We start from the raw sequence: 14,846 nt of genomic DNA, 5'->3' as shown, positions 1-14,846 counted from the left end.
CCTACTCACCTGCCACCTGGGACCCAGTCCCAGGAGTTCGAGGTGGAGCCGGACACGGTCCAGCTCCACGCGCTGGAGACGGTGAAGGTCCAGGAGCCGGAGGCGCTCACGCTCCAGCCCGGGTCGTTCGCCGGGTCGCGCTCGTGGTCCCAGTGCGCGTTGTGCCACGTCCCGTCCTTCTGGTCGGGGCACGGGTCCGAGCAGTTCGGCACCGACCGGCCGCCGGTGTCGACGAAGGCGGCGCTGGCCCAGGCGTGGGCGCCGACGAGCCAGTACCAGACGCTGGTGCCGAGCACGCTCTGCCCGTTCACCGCGCACTGGACGCGGTCCTGACTGCCCGGCGGGAGCGCGCCGACGACGGGCGAGTCCGTGCTGGGCTGCAGCCGCAGGTTCAGTTCTCCGCGGGAGACGACGGTGCCCCGTACGGAGCTGCCGGAGCCACCGTCACCGGTGTGCGCCGACTCGGCCGCGGCCACGGCGGGACCGGCGGCCAGGGCGGTCAGTACACCGCCGCTGAGCAGGGCCGCGACAAGGGTTCGCGGTGCTGGGGTGGTGCGCATATCGGCCTCCTTCTCCCCAGATCCAGGAAACACCCGTTCGGGTGAGGGCTCCACCCGAGCGGTCAAAACCCTTGGGGTGGCCGGGATGCGCGGGGACCGGCGGCCGGTCCGGGCGGCCCCCGGCGGGCGTGGACGGGAATCTGACGGGGTGACGACGGGACCGGACGGCCGCCGACGAGGTCCGGGCGGGGCCGGGACCGGCTCCGTGCAACGGGTGCGGCGGCTCCCCGTACGGCTTGCCGCATGCGCCCATTTGCAGTCGGTCCACTCGCCCGCGGGGACCGGAAGGCCTTGCCTGGAGACGTGCCCCCTCGTGTCCGCAGCGCCCTGTCGGCCGTGCTGATCGCGCTCGCCTGCCTCCTCGCGCCGCTCGGCGCGCTGTCGGCGTGGGCGACGTACGGCCTCGGCGACTCCGAACGCTACGAGGCCACCATGGCGCCGCTCGCCGCCGACGACGACGTCCGGGACGCCATCGCGGCCGGCGTCACCGACGACATCCTGCGCGAAGTCCACGTACGGCCAAGGCTCCAGGGGCCGGTGAACCACTTCGTGCGGGACGCCGTGCGCTCGTTCACCGAGACCGAGGCGTACCGCACGGCGTGGGAGGCCGCCAACCTGGCGGCGCACGACGCCGTGATGCGGGCGCTGCGCGAGGACCGCGAGGAAGCGGTGACCGTCGATCTCGCACCCGTCACCGAAGAGGTCAAACGCCGTCTCGCCGACGACCACATGCCGTTGGCCGACCGGATCCCGGTCGAGCACACCGAGATCACCGTGCTGGAGGCCGAGGACCTGGCCCGGGTCCGGAAGGGGTTCCACGTGCTCGAAGTCGCCGGATTCTGGCTCCCGTCGGCGTCGGTCGTCTTCGCGGCGGCCGGCATCGTCATCGCCGTGCGCCGCCGCCGGGCGGTCCTCGCGACGGGTCTCGGCACCGCTCTGGGCGCGGCCCTGCTCGGTGCCGCGATCACGATCGGCCGCAGACTCACCCTCGACGACCTGCCGCCCGACGTCTCCCGCACGGCCGCGGGCGCGGTGTACGACGCCCTCACCGAGACCCTGCGGTTCGTCAGCTGGCTTTTGCTGGCCATGGGTCTGACGGTGTCTCTGGCCGCGGCGCTCACCCACGCGTACGCGCGCCGGCGGCGGCCGGCCGAGGCAGCCCTGGGGGCTCCCTCGGAGCAGTCGACCCACGTGGGCGCCTGACCCCTCCTCCGCCGAGCGGTCCTCCTCCCGGCCGACGGCCGCGGCCACCGCGCCCCCGCCCGCGACCACCGCGTCCCCGCCGCGGTCCCACCCTCCGTCAGCGGGACCGGCCGGGGCCCCCGTCAGCGGGTCCGGGCCGGGACCACCCCCGGAAGAACCGCCATACTCGGTACATGTCCCGCGAGTTCCCCATCGGCCTCACTCCTCCCGACTGGCTGGTCAGGAACCTCCGGCCGCAGCGGGCCCCCGTCAACCGGGCCGCGGCCGCCCGCGCCGCCGTCGCCCTGTCGCTCCCCCTCGCCGTGGGCCTCGCCCGCGGACAGCCCGCGCACGGCGCCCTGGCCTCCATGGGCGCGCTGTTCGGAGTCATCAGCGACACCGCGGACGCGTACCGCATGCGGATCCTCAACATCGCCGTCCCGCAGCTCTTCGGCGCGATCGGCATCATGATCGGCGCCGCCGTTTACGGGCACGGCTGGGTCGCCGTCGCGACGGTCACCGGGGTCGCCCTGGTCTCCGGGATGATCTCGTCGATCGGCGCCGTCGCCTCCGTCACCGGACTGCTGCTGCTCATCAACTGCCTGATCGGCGCCGGACTGCCGCTGCCCGGCCCCTGGTGGCTCGCCCCGCTGCTGATGTCCGGCGGCGGGCTCCTCGTCCTCGCGCTGACCCTGCTCGCCTGGCCACTGCGCTCGGGGGTGCCGGAGCGGTCCTCCGTCGCGGGCACCTACCGCACGGTCGCGGACCTGCTCGCCGCCGGCGGCACCGCCGACTACGAGCGCCTGCGCCTGACCGTCACGCAGTCCCTGAACGAGTCGTACGACCTCGTCCTCGCCCGGCGCGCGTTCTACCACGGCCGCAGCCCCGACCTCGTCCGGCTGCTCGCCCAGCTGAACGCCGTCACCCCCGTCGTCGAGGCCGCCCCCGCCGCCCACCAGCGGGGCGACCCGCTGCCCGCCGAGATCCCCGCCGCCGTGCGCCTGCTCGCCGACACCGTCGAGACCGGCGGCACCGACCCCCTCGACCTGCGGCTCCCCGCCCCGGCCGACGAGACCGGGCGCGCCGTCGACCACGCCCTGCGGCACGCCGCCACCGTCGTGACGGACCGCTTCCCCGACCCGGGCGCCCTCGACGACCGCCTCGGCCGGCCCGCCGCGCTGCGCGTCCGCGCCGCCCGCGCCGGCCGCGACGTCCTGCTGTCGGCGGCCTCCTGGCGCTACGGCACCCGTCTCGCCCTGTGCATCGGCCTCGGCCAGGTGCTCGTCTCGACCGTCGAGGTGCCGCGCTCGTACTGGGTCGCGCTCACCATCACCTTCGTCATGAAGCCGGACTACGGCTCCGTCTTCTCCCGGGCCCTGCTGCGCGCCCTCGGCACGGTCGCGGGCCTCGTGGTCGCGGCGGCCCTCCTGACCGTGGTCCCGCGCGGCTGGTGGGACGTGCCCGTGCTGATGGTGCTCGGCGCGCTCGTCCCGGCCCTGACCCCGCGCGGCTACGGCTACCAGACCGCCGCCATCACCCCGGTGATCCTGCTGCTGTCCGACATCCTCAACCACCAGGGCACCGGGCTCGTCGTCCCCCGCCTGGTCGACTCGCTGATCGGCTGCGCCATCGCCCTGGTGGCCGGCTACCTCCTGTGGCCGGAGAGCTGGCACGCCCGGGTCGGGGACCGGCTCGCGGACGCGGTCGCCGACACCGCCGGCTATGTCGAGCTGGCCTTCGGGGACGCCGTCGAGCCGGGGGCCCGCGCCCGCAGCAGGCGGCGCCTGTACCGCGACCTCTCCTCCATCCGTACGGAGTTCCAGCGCGCCCTGACCGAGCCGCCGCCGAACGGGCGCCGCGCCGCGGCCTGGATGCCGCTCGTCGTCGCCGTCGAGCGGATCGTGGACGCGACGACCGCGGCCCGGGTCCGGGTCCGGCAGGGCGCGGCCGAGCCCTCCGCCGCCGAGATCTCCACCGTCGCGCGCCAGCTGCGGGAGCTGTCCGAGGGGCTGCGCCGGACGGACGTGCTCTTCGCCGTCCGCACCGACCTCACCGGACCCGCGGGCAGCGTCCTCGAACCGGTGCGGCAGGAGGTCGCGGCGGCCAGGGCGATCGCCTCACCTCATTGACACGGGCGGCGTCGGCACCGACGATTCGGCCACGACCCCGCTTCCCGCTCCCGCGCGGGACGGACGCGCTTTACTCTCCCCTGACAATCTCTTGACACAAGTGTGATGCCGGGGGAAGGTGCGTGGCGGAACTCCTAATTCCGACAAATCCCCGTGGTAGGAAAGTGAATCCGTGGGCGTCGTAAGGGGGTTGACCTGACCTTTGTCCGGTCTGCCGCCCCTGCCGAAGATCACCGTCTATGGCCGCTAACCTTACGTGTCCGTCCTGGCCAGGGATTGACGGGATCAACTCACGCGAAGGGTTGCGCACATGGGCATTCTCACTCTCCTGCGGAATGCGTTCGGCCGCTCACGCAAGGGTCGTGACGCGGACGCGGAGACCTCGCGAGAGGCCGCGACGGTCCCGGCTCCCGCTGCGGAGCCGACGCCCTCCCCGGAGGCCGAGCCGGCCTCCGCCTCCGCGCCGGAGGCCGAGCCGAAGGTTCCGGCTCCCGCCTCCGAGCCCGAGCCCTCCGTGGTCGACGAGCTGGTGTCGGCCGCCTTCGACAACGTGACGGTCCCGAAGCAGACGCCTCCGGCAGAGCCCACCACGGAAGAAACCCCGACCGCCCCCGAGCCCGCCGCAGAGGCCGCCGCCGAGGCCGAGCCTGAGCCGACCGCCGAGGCCGTCACCGAGGCCGAGGTCGAGGTCGTCGCCGAGACCGAGGTCGCCCCCGAGGCCGAGGCGGAGCCCGAGCCCACCGCCGAGACGGAGCCCGAGGCCGAGACGGAAGCCGTCGCGGAGCCCGAGCCGGCCGCCGAGGCCGAGGTCGAGCCCGCCGCCGAGGCCGAGGTCGTCGCCGAGGCGAAGCCTGTCGCCGAAGCGGAGCCCGAGGTCGAGGCAGAAGCTGTCGCAGAGCCCGAGCCGACCGCCGAAACTGAGGTCGCCCCCGAGCCTGCTGCCGAGGCCGAGCCTGAGCCGACCGCCGAGGCCGAGGTCGAGCCCACCGCCGAGGCAGAGGTCGTCGCCGAGGCGAAGCCTGTCGCCGAAGCGGAGCCCGAGGCCGAGGCAGAAGCCGTCGCGGAGCCCGAGGCCGCCGCCGAGACTGAGGTCGCCCCCGAGGTCGAGGCTGAGGCCGCCGAGGCGGAAGCCGTCGCTGAAGCCGAGGCGGAGCCGGTTGCAGAGACCGCCGATGTGGACGAGCCCGCGGTCGCCGACGGCGGTGAGGCCCCGCAGGCGGCACCCGCAGCCGACGACGAAAGCCGCACGGGTGGTGCGGGTGGGAACGACCACGCCGAAGGCGAAGCCGAGGCGGAAGCCGCAGCCGAGCCCGAGGCGGAGCCCGTCGCCGAGGCGGAAGCCGTCACGGAGCCCGAGGCGGAAGCCGTCACGGAGCCCGAGGCGGAAGCCACGGTCGAGGCCGAGATCGAGCCGGTCACCGAGGCGGAGCCGGTCGTGGCGGAGCCGGTTGCCGAGACCCCGGTCACGGGCGACTCCGCCGTCGCCCTGACCCGCGTCAAGGACGAGGCCCCGGCCCTGGTCACGGCGTACCAGGAAGCGGGTACCGCGCTCCAGAAGCGGGACCTCACCGGCAAGCGCGCCAAGGTCTACCTCGTCCTCGACCGCTCGTCGTCCATGCGCGCCTACTACAAGGACGGCTCCGCCCAGGCCCTGGGCGAGCAGGCCCTCGCCCTCGCCGCCCACCTGGACCCGGAGGCGACCGTCCACGTCGTCTTCTTCTCCACCGAGCTGGACGGCACCGGCGCCCTCACCCTCGCCGAGCACGAGAACAAGGTCGACGACCTGCACGCCGGCCTCGGCCGCATGGGCCGTACGAGCTACCACGTCGCCGTGGAGGAGGTCGTCACCCACCACCAGCGCTCCGGCTCCGCCGACCCCGCCCTGGTGATCTTCCAGACGGACGGCGCCCCGGACGCCAAGACCCCCGCCACCCAGTCCCTCACGGACGCGGCGAAGAACCACCCGAACGTCTTCTTCTCGTTCGTCGCCTTCGGCGAGCACGACAACAAGGCCTTCGACTACCTGCGCAAGCTGAAGACCGGCAACACGGCCTTCTTCCACGCGGGCCCCGCCCCGCGCGAACTGACGGACGTCGAGGTCTACGACGGCGTGCTGGAGAACTGGCGCCCGTAGCCCCCCCCCTCCGAGCAGCATCCGGGCCGCCCCCTTCCCACGCCTTAAAACGGGAAGCGGGCGGCCCACCCGTGTCGGCTACGATTTCAAGGTTCACCGGCGACGAGACGCCCACCGGAAATCCGACGCGATCGTCGCCCCACGCAGCGACCTGGGAGCAGCCCGCGATGGCTCGACACCTCATCACCAGCGCCCTTCCGTACATCAACGGGATCAAGCACCTGGGCAACATGGTGGGGTCCATGCTCCCGGCGGACGTGTACTCCCGGTACCTCCGCCAGCGCGGCCACGACGTCCTGTACATCTGCGCGACGGACGAGCACGGCACCCCCGCCGAGCTCGCGGCCAAGGAGCGCGGCGTGCCGGTCGACGAGTTCTGCGCGCAGGCGCACGACGCCCAGAAGGCCGTGTACGACGGCTTCGAGCTGGCCTTCGACTACTTCGGCCGCAGCTCCAGCCCGGAGAACCGCGAGATCACGCAGCACTTCGCGCGCCGCCTGAACGAGAACGGCTTCATCGAGGAGCGCGCGATCCGGCAGGTGTACTCGCCCGCCGACGGCCGCTTCCTCCCGGACCGCTACGTGGAGGGCACCTGCCCGCACTGCGGTTACGACAAGGCTCGCGGCGACCAGTGCGAGAACTGCACGCGCGTCCTGGACCCCACGGACCTGATCGACCCGCGTTCGGCGATCTCCGGCTCGACGGACCTGGAGGTCCGTGAGACGAAGCACCTGTTCCTCCTCCAGTCGAGGCTCCAGCACGAGGTCGAGGAGTGGGTGGCCCGGCACGAGTCCGAGTGGCCGCAGCTCGCCTCCTCCATCGCCCGCAAGTGGCTGACCGAGGGCCTGCACGACCGCGCGATCACCCGTGACCTGGACTGGGGCGTCCCGGTCCCGGCCGACACCTGGCCGGAGCTGGCCGCCGAGGGCAAGGTCTTCTACGTCTGGTTCGACGCCCCGATCGAGTACATCGGCGCGACGAAGGAGTGGTCCGACCAGGACACGGAGAACCGTGACTGGAAGTCCTGGTGGTACGACGCGGACTCCGGCGAGAACCCGGTCCGCTACACGCAGTTCATGGCGAAGGACAACGTGCCCTTCCACACCGTGATGTTCCCGGCCACCGAGCTGGGCGTGCGCGAGCCGTGGAAGAAGGTCGACTACGTCAAGGCCTTCAACTGGCTGACGTACTACGGCGGGAAGTTCTCCACGTCCCAGAAGCGCGGTGTCTTCACGGACCACGCCCTGGAGATCCTGCCCGCCGACTACTGGCGCTACTTCCTCATCGCCAACGCCCCCGAGTCGGACGACTCGTCGTTCACCTGGGAGCACTTCACGGCCACGGTCAACAAGGACCTGGCCGACACCCTCGGCAACTTCGTCAACCGCGTCCTGTCCTTCTCCAAGAAGCGCTTCGGCGAGGAGGTCCCGGCGGGTTCGGAGGCCGGTGAGGCCGAGGCGAAGCTGGGCGCCGAGATCGCGGGCCTGCTCGCGGAGTACGAGTCCCAGATGGAGGCCCTCCAGTTCCGCAAGGCGGCCGCCGCGCTGCGCGCCCTGTGGTCCGCGGGCAACTCCTACCTGGAGGAGAAGGCCCCCTGGCTGGAGATCAAGACCGACCCCGAGGGCGCGGCGCTGACGCTCCGTACGGCGATGAACCTGATCCACCTGTACTCGGTGGTCTCCGAGCCCTTCATCCCGGCGTCCGCCCGCGCGATGCGCTCGGCCTTCGCCCTCGCGGACGACACGGCGACCTGGGTGAGCGCGGACGAGGCCCGTGCCCTGGCCTTCCTCCCGGCCGGCACCCCCTTCACCGTTCCCCCGGTCCTCTTCGCCAAGATCACGGACGAGGACCTGGAGTCCTACAAGGAGCGCTTCGGCGGCGCGCCGGAGTAACGGCGACCGCTCGACAGGGCCCGGGAACGAACGGTTCCCGGGCCCTTCGCATGCCCCGATCACCCGACCGGCCGGGAAACGAGCCGCTCCACCAGCAGCTTTACCCGACCCTGACCATCGGATCCGCCATCACCTCCTGTTAGCATCCGCGCACTTGTGCGAGGGCGGGGGCCCTCGCGGGGAGGGACACTTCACGTGGGCAGAAACGCCCCGAGACGACGCGGCACGTCCGCCCTCGTCTCCACGCTCGCGGTCGCCCTGGCGGCCGCGGCCCTCGCCGTTCTGCCGCAGAACGGCGCCTCGGCGGACCCGGCCGGGTCCGCCTCCGAGATCACCCTGACCGACCCCGCCGACACGCAGCCGCGCACGGACCGCCCGCTGGTGGCCGGTACGAGCGGCTTCCTGCACCGGCAGACCGGGATCACCGGTCTGCTGTGGACGGACTACGCCAGCGGCGCCAGCACGGTCGTCAGGACCCCCGACGGCGTGTACGCGCCCGCGGGCGTGTGTGCGGTCATCGGCTCGTCGACCTGCCCCGTCGCCTCGTACGGCAGCGACGGTGACCTGGTCGCGCTGCCGTCGGCCGGCTCGGTCGCCCTGTGGGACCCGGCGACCCGGACGACGACGTCGTTCACCTCGAACGAGGGCTACCGGGGACTGGCCGGACGGACGGTCCTCACCGAGTACGCGGTGCACGACCTCGTCGACGGCACCTGGCGCTCCCGTGCCATCACGCCGGGCTGGATGCGGATCACCTCGGGCGCCGTCACGGCCGCCGACGCGCACGGCGTGCTGTTCAAGGTCGACAGTTCGGTGTACTACCTCGACCTGGCGACAGCCACAGCCACCCGGGTCTTCTCCGGTCCGTACTCGCAGCAGTACGACGTCCTCGACGACGACCGGATCGGCTGGTACGACTCGGCGAGCAGCGACCTGCACCTCAAGCCCCGCACGGACCCCGGAGCCGACGAGCAGGTGATCGACCTGCCCTCGCCCGGCACCCAGCTCGACGGCGCCCCCGTGCTCTCCGGCGACTGGCTGCTGCTCCCGCTGTACACCGGCACCGGCACCAGCGAGCTGCGGGCCGTCTCCCTGAAGGACGGCTCCTCCCACACCCTCGCGGCCAAGGCGGGCTCGTACCTGCTCGGCGCGTCCGGCGGCACCGCCCTGGTAACCGGCGGCACCGGCGCGGACGACTGGTGGGTGCGACGCTTCACCGAGGCCGCGGACGGCACGCCCGGCCTGGAGCAGCTCGCCCGGATCCCGGCGAAGGAGAACGCCAAGACCGGCCTGGCCCTCAGCCGCGGCAGTCTGCGCATCGCCGAGGACGACCCGAGCGGCACCATGGACACCACCTCGTTGCGCACGCTCGCCGTGGTCGGCGGACAGCTGACCGCCTCCGCTCCCGAGACCGGGGACAAGGTGCTCACGCGCTGCCCGTACACGGGTGTGACCTGCTCGGTGCTCTGGGGCAACCGCGGGAACAACCCCCGGGACGCCTTCCTCGGCACCACCGACACAGGTCTGACCGGTAAGGACAGGCTGGTCGCGATGCTGGACGGCTCCTCGGACTGGACGCTGGAGTTCGGCACCACGGGCGGCCACATCGTCGACGTCTCGGACAACTACGCGGTCTACGAATCCGGGGGCACCGCCCCGGCGCAGTACATCGGCGAGTTCGGACAGGGCCAGAAGCTGAAGCGGTCGGTGCGCGCCGCCGCCCTGAGCGGCTCCACCCTGTGGAGCGCCTCCACCACCGGCAAACTCACCTCGTACAGCCTGGCCGAGGACAAGACGCTTGCGACGGTGACCGTTCCGGGCATGTCCTGCGTGCCGAGCGAACTCCAGGCGGCGGGCCGCTGGGTCTACTGGGCCTGCGGTACGGACTCGGCGGGCGTGTACGACACCAAGGCCGCCACGTCCCGCGCGGTGAGCGGCGGCGACGTGCTCCTCGGCGACGGCTTCACCGTCCGCCACGACCACGCCGCGGGCACCCTGGTCCTGACCGAGGCGGCCACCGGCGCCACCCGTGTCGTCGCCTCCGACCTCCCCGAGAAGGGCACGGCCACCGACCGGCGCTACCGCTGGACCGTGGACGAGTACACGGGCCTGGTCGCCTGGTTCGACCTGTTCGAGCAGACGCACGTCGCCACGACCGGCGTCACCCCGTCCGCCGTGACGGCCTTCAGGTCCGAGGCCACGAGCTACGTCGGCTCCGGCACGCCCTTCCAGGGCTCCTGGCTGCTGTCCCGCCCGGTCTCCTCCTGGTCGGTGACCTTCACCTCCGTCCAGAGCGGCGCGCGGGGCAAGGCGACCCGCACGGTCACCGGGGGCGCGTCCACCGCCTGGGTGGCCACGGACTGGTCCGGCACGACGGTCGACAACGCCCGCTTCCCGAACGGGGGGTTCACCTGGACCCTGAAGGCCACCGGCACCGGCACCGCCTCGGCGGTCACCGTGGCGACCGGGGAGGGCTTCCTGCAGGGAGGCGCGCCGGTGCGGCACGACTTCGGCAGCGTGGACGGCGTGGACGGCCGCGGCGACCTCCTCACCCTGAACTCGTCCGGCGGCCTGACCTTCCAGTCGGGCACCGGCACCGGAAGGTTCGGGGAGAAGATCAGCGGCTCCGGCTGGGCCACCAGCATCAAGGCGGTCCCGTTCGGCGACCTCAACGGGGACCGCTGCAACGACGTCCTCGTCCGGCTGAGCAGCGGCGCCCTGCGCGCGTACAAGCCGCGCTGCGGCGCCGCGGTCACCCCGACGACGTCGTACACCACCCTCGCGAGCAGCGGCTGGACGCAGTACGACGCCCTGACCTCGCCCGGCGACGTGAGCGGCGACGGCCGGCCCGACCTGATCGCGCGCGTCGCGTCCACCGGGACCGTCTACCTCTACAAGGGGACGAGCACGGGAACGCTGTCCGCCCGCGTGAAGCTCTACGACAACTGGAAGAGCTACAAGAAGATCGTCGGGGCCGGTGACCTCAACGGCGACGGCATCGGCGACCTGCTCGCCCAGGACACGTCCAACACCCTCTACCGCTACAACGGCAAGGGCGACGGGACCTTCGCCGCCCGCGTGAAGGTGTTCGGCGACTGGGGCGGCTCCTACGACACCGTCGTCGTGGTCGGTGACATCACCGACGACGGCCGGGCCGACCTGGTCTCCCGGGACACCGGCGGCAACCTGTACCGCAACAACGGGGACGGCAAGGGATCGTTCGGCTCCCGCACGAAAATAGCCACCGGCTGGGGCGGATACCGGTCCGTCTCCTGACGGCTCCCCGACCGGGGAAGGGGGCACGGACGACCCGTCCTGTGCCCCCTTTCCCGTCGCCGAGGACCAGGTGGGAGCCCGGTGAAGGACCGGCGGAGGACCCGCGAAGAGCCGGGAGAACCGCCCTCGCTCCAATGCCGCCGATCCGTAATCGACCCCGGCACCACAAGGGGCCCGGCCACCCGTATGGTTTCCGCCATGGCAGTCCCCCAGGTCATCCCGATCGCCTACGAGCCGAAGCACCGCACCGAGACCATAGGCCGGTACGCGGACGGTCAGTTCCTGGCATCGATCACGTACGCCTTCCCCGAAGGGTTCCGTCCCGACGACGGCTGGGAAGAGCACAAACGTCTGTACGTGGTTCTCCACACCTTCGACGACGAGGGCCACTACAACGACTCGGAGATCTGGTGCGCCGGCACCTGGGCCGAACAGCAGCGGGCCCCGCACGGAGAGTTCTCGGTGCTCTCCCGTGCCCGCATCCACCTGGCGAAGCTGCTCCGCAGTCTGCCCCGGCGCTCGTACACGGACATCGCGATCCGGCCGTTCCGGCTCACCGTCGACGGTGTGCTGTTCGGACTGGTGCCCCGCGAGGACGAGGGCGAGGCCTGGGCCGAGCTGTACCCCGACCGCCTCGGTTTCTCCGAGCCGTGGGACGGCACGTACGACACCTGAGCACGTCCCCCGCCACGGGCTGCCCCACCGGGTACCCGTGTTCCGGGCCCTCCGCCTGTCAGGGGGCGGAGGGCCCGGAACCCGTTGCGCTCCGGGCCGCTGTGTGCCGGGAGATCAGGACGACGTGGCCGACGGGCTCGGACCGGTGTCGGTGCTGTCGTGGGTCTCGTCCGGGGCGACGCCCAGCGTCAGACGGCCGTGGACGCCCCGGGCGATGTGCCTCTTGTCGTACGCGAGGTACAGCAGACCGCCCTCGTGCCCGTTGCCCGGGTAGATCGTGTCCTCGTCCAGCGTCGTGCGGGTGACCGTGCTCGTGGAGTACGGCGCGACCTCGGCGGACGCCAGGACCGACTTCTCCGAGAAGAAGAGCTGGCCCGTGTGGCAGGTGTGCCCGCCCTCGTAGCCCGCGTCGGTCCAGGTGCCGTCCACGTGGACCTTCACATGGATGTGGACGCAGCGGCCCCGGTACCAGCCGGGGAAGACCGTCCTGAAGGTGACGTGGCCGTGCCGGTCGGTCTTCCAGGTGCCGCGCAGGTACCGCTTGTCGTCGGTGGGCTCGGCGTGCCCGCCACCGCCCCCGGGGGGAGGACCGGAGGGGGGTTCACCGGTCGGGGTGCCGGACGGGACGTCCGTCGGATCGCCCGACGGACCGCCGCCGCCACCGCCGTTGCTCATCGCCTCGTAGCCGGAGTACACGCCCAGCGCCGAGCAGTGCCAGATGTCCACCGCGGCGTTCCTGACCGGCTTGCAGGTCTCGGCGTCGATCACCTTGAGCGTGAGGGTCAGGGGGATGCCCTCCTGGTCCTCGGTGATGTCCTGACGGATCTTGTCCGCGTCGATGTAGTAGGGGCCCTCGGTGGTCTCCGAGGTCAGCGTGTAACAGGCCTCCGCACCGGACGCGGTCGTCGTGGTGCCGGCCGCGGCCTCGCCCGCGAACGCGTTCACGGCGGCGGCGCCGCCCACGCCCACGGCCGCCACGGCCGCTCCGCCCGCGACGACGACCCTGCGCCGGGTCATGTTCCCTTCGTGCGTTGGTTCCTGGGTCTCAGTCATGCGCGGGACGGTAGGGAGCCGACCTGTCAGCAGCATGGGTACGAGCTGTGTTTTCAGGCGCCACACGAGAATGGCCCGGAACCATCGCTGGTTCCGGGCCACTTCCGTGTGCGCCGCCCTCAGGGGACGCGGAGCTCGCCTACTTCGGCTGCGGCTTGCGCACCGAGAGGTGCAGCTCGCGCAGCCGGGTCTCGTCCAGCTCCGTGGGCGCGCCCATCATCAGGTCCTGCGCGTTGCCGTTGAGCGGGAACGCGATCGTCTCGCGGATGTTCGGCTCGTCCGCGAGCAGCATGACGATGCGGTCGACGCCCGGGGCGATCCCGCCGTGCGGCGGGGCGCCGAAGCGGAAGGCTCGCAGCATGCCGGCGAACTGCTCCTCGACGGTCTCCCGGTCGTAGCCCGCGATCTCGAAGGCCTTGAGCATGATCTCGGGCTCGTGGTTGCGGATCGCGCCGGAGGACAGCTCGACGCCGTTGCAGACGATGTCGTACTGCCAGCCGAGGATGTCCAGCGGGTCCTGGGTCTCCAGGGCCTCCAGACCGCCCTGCGGCATGGAGAACGGGTTGTGCGAGAAGTCGATCTTCCCGGTGTCCTCGTCCTTCTCGTACATCGGGAAGTCGACGATCCAGCAGAAGCGGAAGACGTTCTCCTCGAAGTTGCCGGAGCGCTTGGCGGCCTCGACCCGCACCGCGCCCATGATCTTCGAGACCTCGTCGAACTCGCCCGCGCCGAAGAACACCGCGTGTCCGGCGGCCAGGGAGAGGCGCTTGGTCAGCTCGGCGACGTTCTCCTCGGTGAGGAACTTGGCGATCGGGCCGGTCAGCGAGCCGTCCTCGCCCACGCGCACCCAGGCCAGGCCCTTCGCGCCCTGCTCGACCGCGTAGTCACCGAGGCCGTCGAAGAACTTCCGCGTCTGGCCGGCCACGTCCGGCACCGGCAGCGCGCGCACGTGCTTTCCGGCGAAGGCCTTGAACTCGGAGCCCTCGAAGATGTCGGTGATGTCGACGAGCTCCAGCTGGGCCCGCAGGTCCGGCTTGTCGGAGCCGTACTTCAGCATCGACTCGCGGAACGGGATGCGCGGGAAGGGGGAGGTGACGTGACGGCCACCGCCGAACTCCTCGAACAGCTCCGTCATCAGCTTCTCGATGGGCTGGAAGACGTCCTCCTGCTCGACGAAGGACATCTCCACGTCGAGCTGGTAGAACTCGCCCGGCGAACGGTCCGCGCGGGCGTCCTCGTCACGGAAGCAGGGCGCGATCTGGAAGTAGCGGTCGAAGCCGGAGATCATCAGCAGCTGCTTGAACTGCTGCGGGGCCTGCGGCAGCGCGTAGAACTTGCCGGGGTTCAGCCGGGAGGGGACCACGAAGTCGCGCGCGCCCTCGGGGGAGGTGGCGCTGAGGATCGGGGTGGCCATCTCGTTGAAGCCCAGCGCCGTCATCTTGTGACGGATCGCGGAGATCACGGCCGTGCGCAGCAGGATGTTGCGGTGCATGCGCTCGCGGCGCAGGTCGAGGAAGCGGTACTCCAGGCGGCGCTCCTCGTTGACACCGTCCTCGGCGTTGATCGTGAACGGCAGCGGCTGGGCGGCGCCGAGCAGCTCGACCTCGCTCACCTCGACCTCGACCTCACCGGTCGGCAGCTCGGGGTTCACGTTCTCCGCGCCACGCGAGACGACCTTGCCGTCGACACGGACGGTCGACTCCTTGGAGACCTTGTCCAAGGCCTCGTAGGCGGGGGTGCCGGGGCGGGCGACGAGCTGCGTGATGCCGTAGTGGTCGCGCAGATCGATGAAGAGGATGCCGCCCAGGTCTCGGCGATTGTGCAGCCAGCCGCTCAGCCGGACGTCGGTGCCGACGTCAGAGGCGCGGAGCTCGCCGCAGGTGTGGGACCTGTACCGATGCATCGAGGTTCATCCAGTCTTCGCGGATTGGGGGGCTGTTTCACG

The 14,846-nt window shown here is 71.8% G+C and carries 9 protein-coding genes; 6 read left to right on the top strand and 3 right to left on the bottom strand.

The genetic code is table 11. From position 1 onward, the window contains the following. Window positions 1-5: 5 nt before the first annotated feature. Window positions 6-560 carry an SH3 domain-containing protein gene (locus tag ACICHK_RS20935; RefSeq protein ID WP_406838098.1) on the bottom strand — a complete coding sequence of 185 codons (555 nt, stop codon included), beginning with the start codon at window positions 558-560 and terminating at the stop codon, window positions 6-8. Between the two features lie 303 nt (window positions 561-863). On the opposite strand from ACICHK_RS20935, the gene ACICHK_RS20930 reads away from it, so the two are divergent. From ACICHK_RS20930 to ACICHK_RS20905, 6 genes are all read left to right on the top strand, one after another. Further along, window positions 864-1,763, top strand: a complete 900-nt coding sequence (locus tag ACICHK_RS20930; RefSeq protein WP_406838097.1) for a hypothetical protein — start codon at window positions 864-866, stop codon at window positions 1,761-1,763. Between the two features lie 173 nt (window positions 1,764-1,936). After that, entirely contained in the window at window positions 1,937-3,871 is a 1,935-nt protein-coding gene (locus tag ACICHK_RS20925) for an FUSC family protein (RefSeq protein ID WP_406838096.1), read from the top strand. Window positions 3,872-4,181: 310 nt separating this feature from the next. Continuing rightward, complete coding sequence (locus tag ACICHK_RS20920) at window positions 4,182-6,005, top strand: VWA domain-containing protein (protein ID WP_406838095.1); 1,824 nt, start codon at window positions 4,182-4,184, stop codon at window positions 6,003-6,005. Between the two features lie 167 nt (window positions 6,006-6,172). Beyond that, window positions 6,173-7,897 carry a methionine--tRNA ligase gene (gene metG, locus ACICHK_RS20915; RefSeq protein WP_406838094.1) on the top strand — a complete coding sequence of 575 codons (1,725 nt, stop codon included), beginning with the start codon at window positions 6,173-6,175 and terminating at the stop codon, window positions 7,895-7,897. Window positions 7,898-8,092: 195 nt separating this feature from the next. Next, window positions 8,093-11,173, top strand: coding sequence for an FG-GAP-like repeat-containing protein (locus ACICHK_RS20910; protein ID WP_406838093.1), 3,081 nt, complete (start codon window positions 8,093-8,095; stop codon window positions 11,171-11,173). Between the two features lie 198 nt (window positions 11,174-11,371). Further along, window positions 11,372-11,848: a hypothetical protein gene (locus ACICHK_RS20905; protein ID WP_151470038.1), complete on the top strand. Its 477-nt coding sequence runs from the start codon at window positions 11,372-11,374 to the stop codon at window positions 11,846-11,848. Between the two features lie 114 nt (window positions 11,849-11,962). Here the strand turns inward: ACICHK_RS20905 and ACICHK_RS20900 are convergent, their stop codons facing one another. Both ACICHK_RS20900 and aspS read right to left on the bottom strand, forming a co-directional pair. Beyond that, window positions 11,963-12,901, bottom strand: a complete 939-nt coding sequence (locus ACICHK_RS20900) for an intradiol ring-cleavage dioxygenase (RefSeq protein ID WP_406838092.1) — start codon at window positions 12,899-12,901, stop codon at window positions 11,963-11,965. Window positions 12,902-13,040: 139 nt separating this feature from the next. Beyond that, window positions 13,041-14,804, bottom strand: a complete 1,764-nt coding sequence (aspS, locus tag ACICHK_RS20895; RefSeq protein ID WP_406838091.1) for an aspartate--tRNA ligase — start codon at window positions 14,802-14,804, stop codon at window positions 13,041-13,043. Window positions 14,805-14,846: the final 42 nt, after the last annotated feature.

It is taken from the genome of Streptomyces sp. AHU1, from assembly GCF_045343905.1.
Classification (GTDB): Bacteria; Actinomycetota; Actinomycetes; order Streptomycetales; family Streptomycetaceae; genus Streptomyces; species Streptomyces triticiradicis.
The sequence above is the reverse complement of the archived record's forward strand: the minus strand, read 5'-3'. Positions and strand labels throughout refer to the sequence as shown.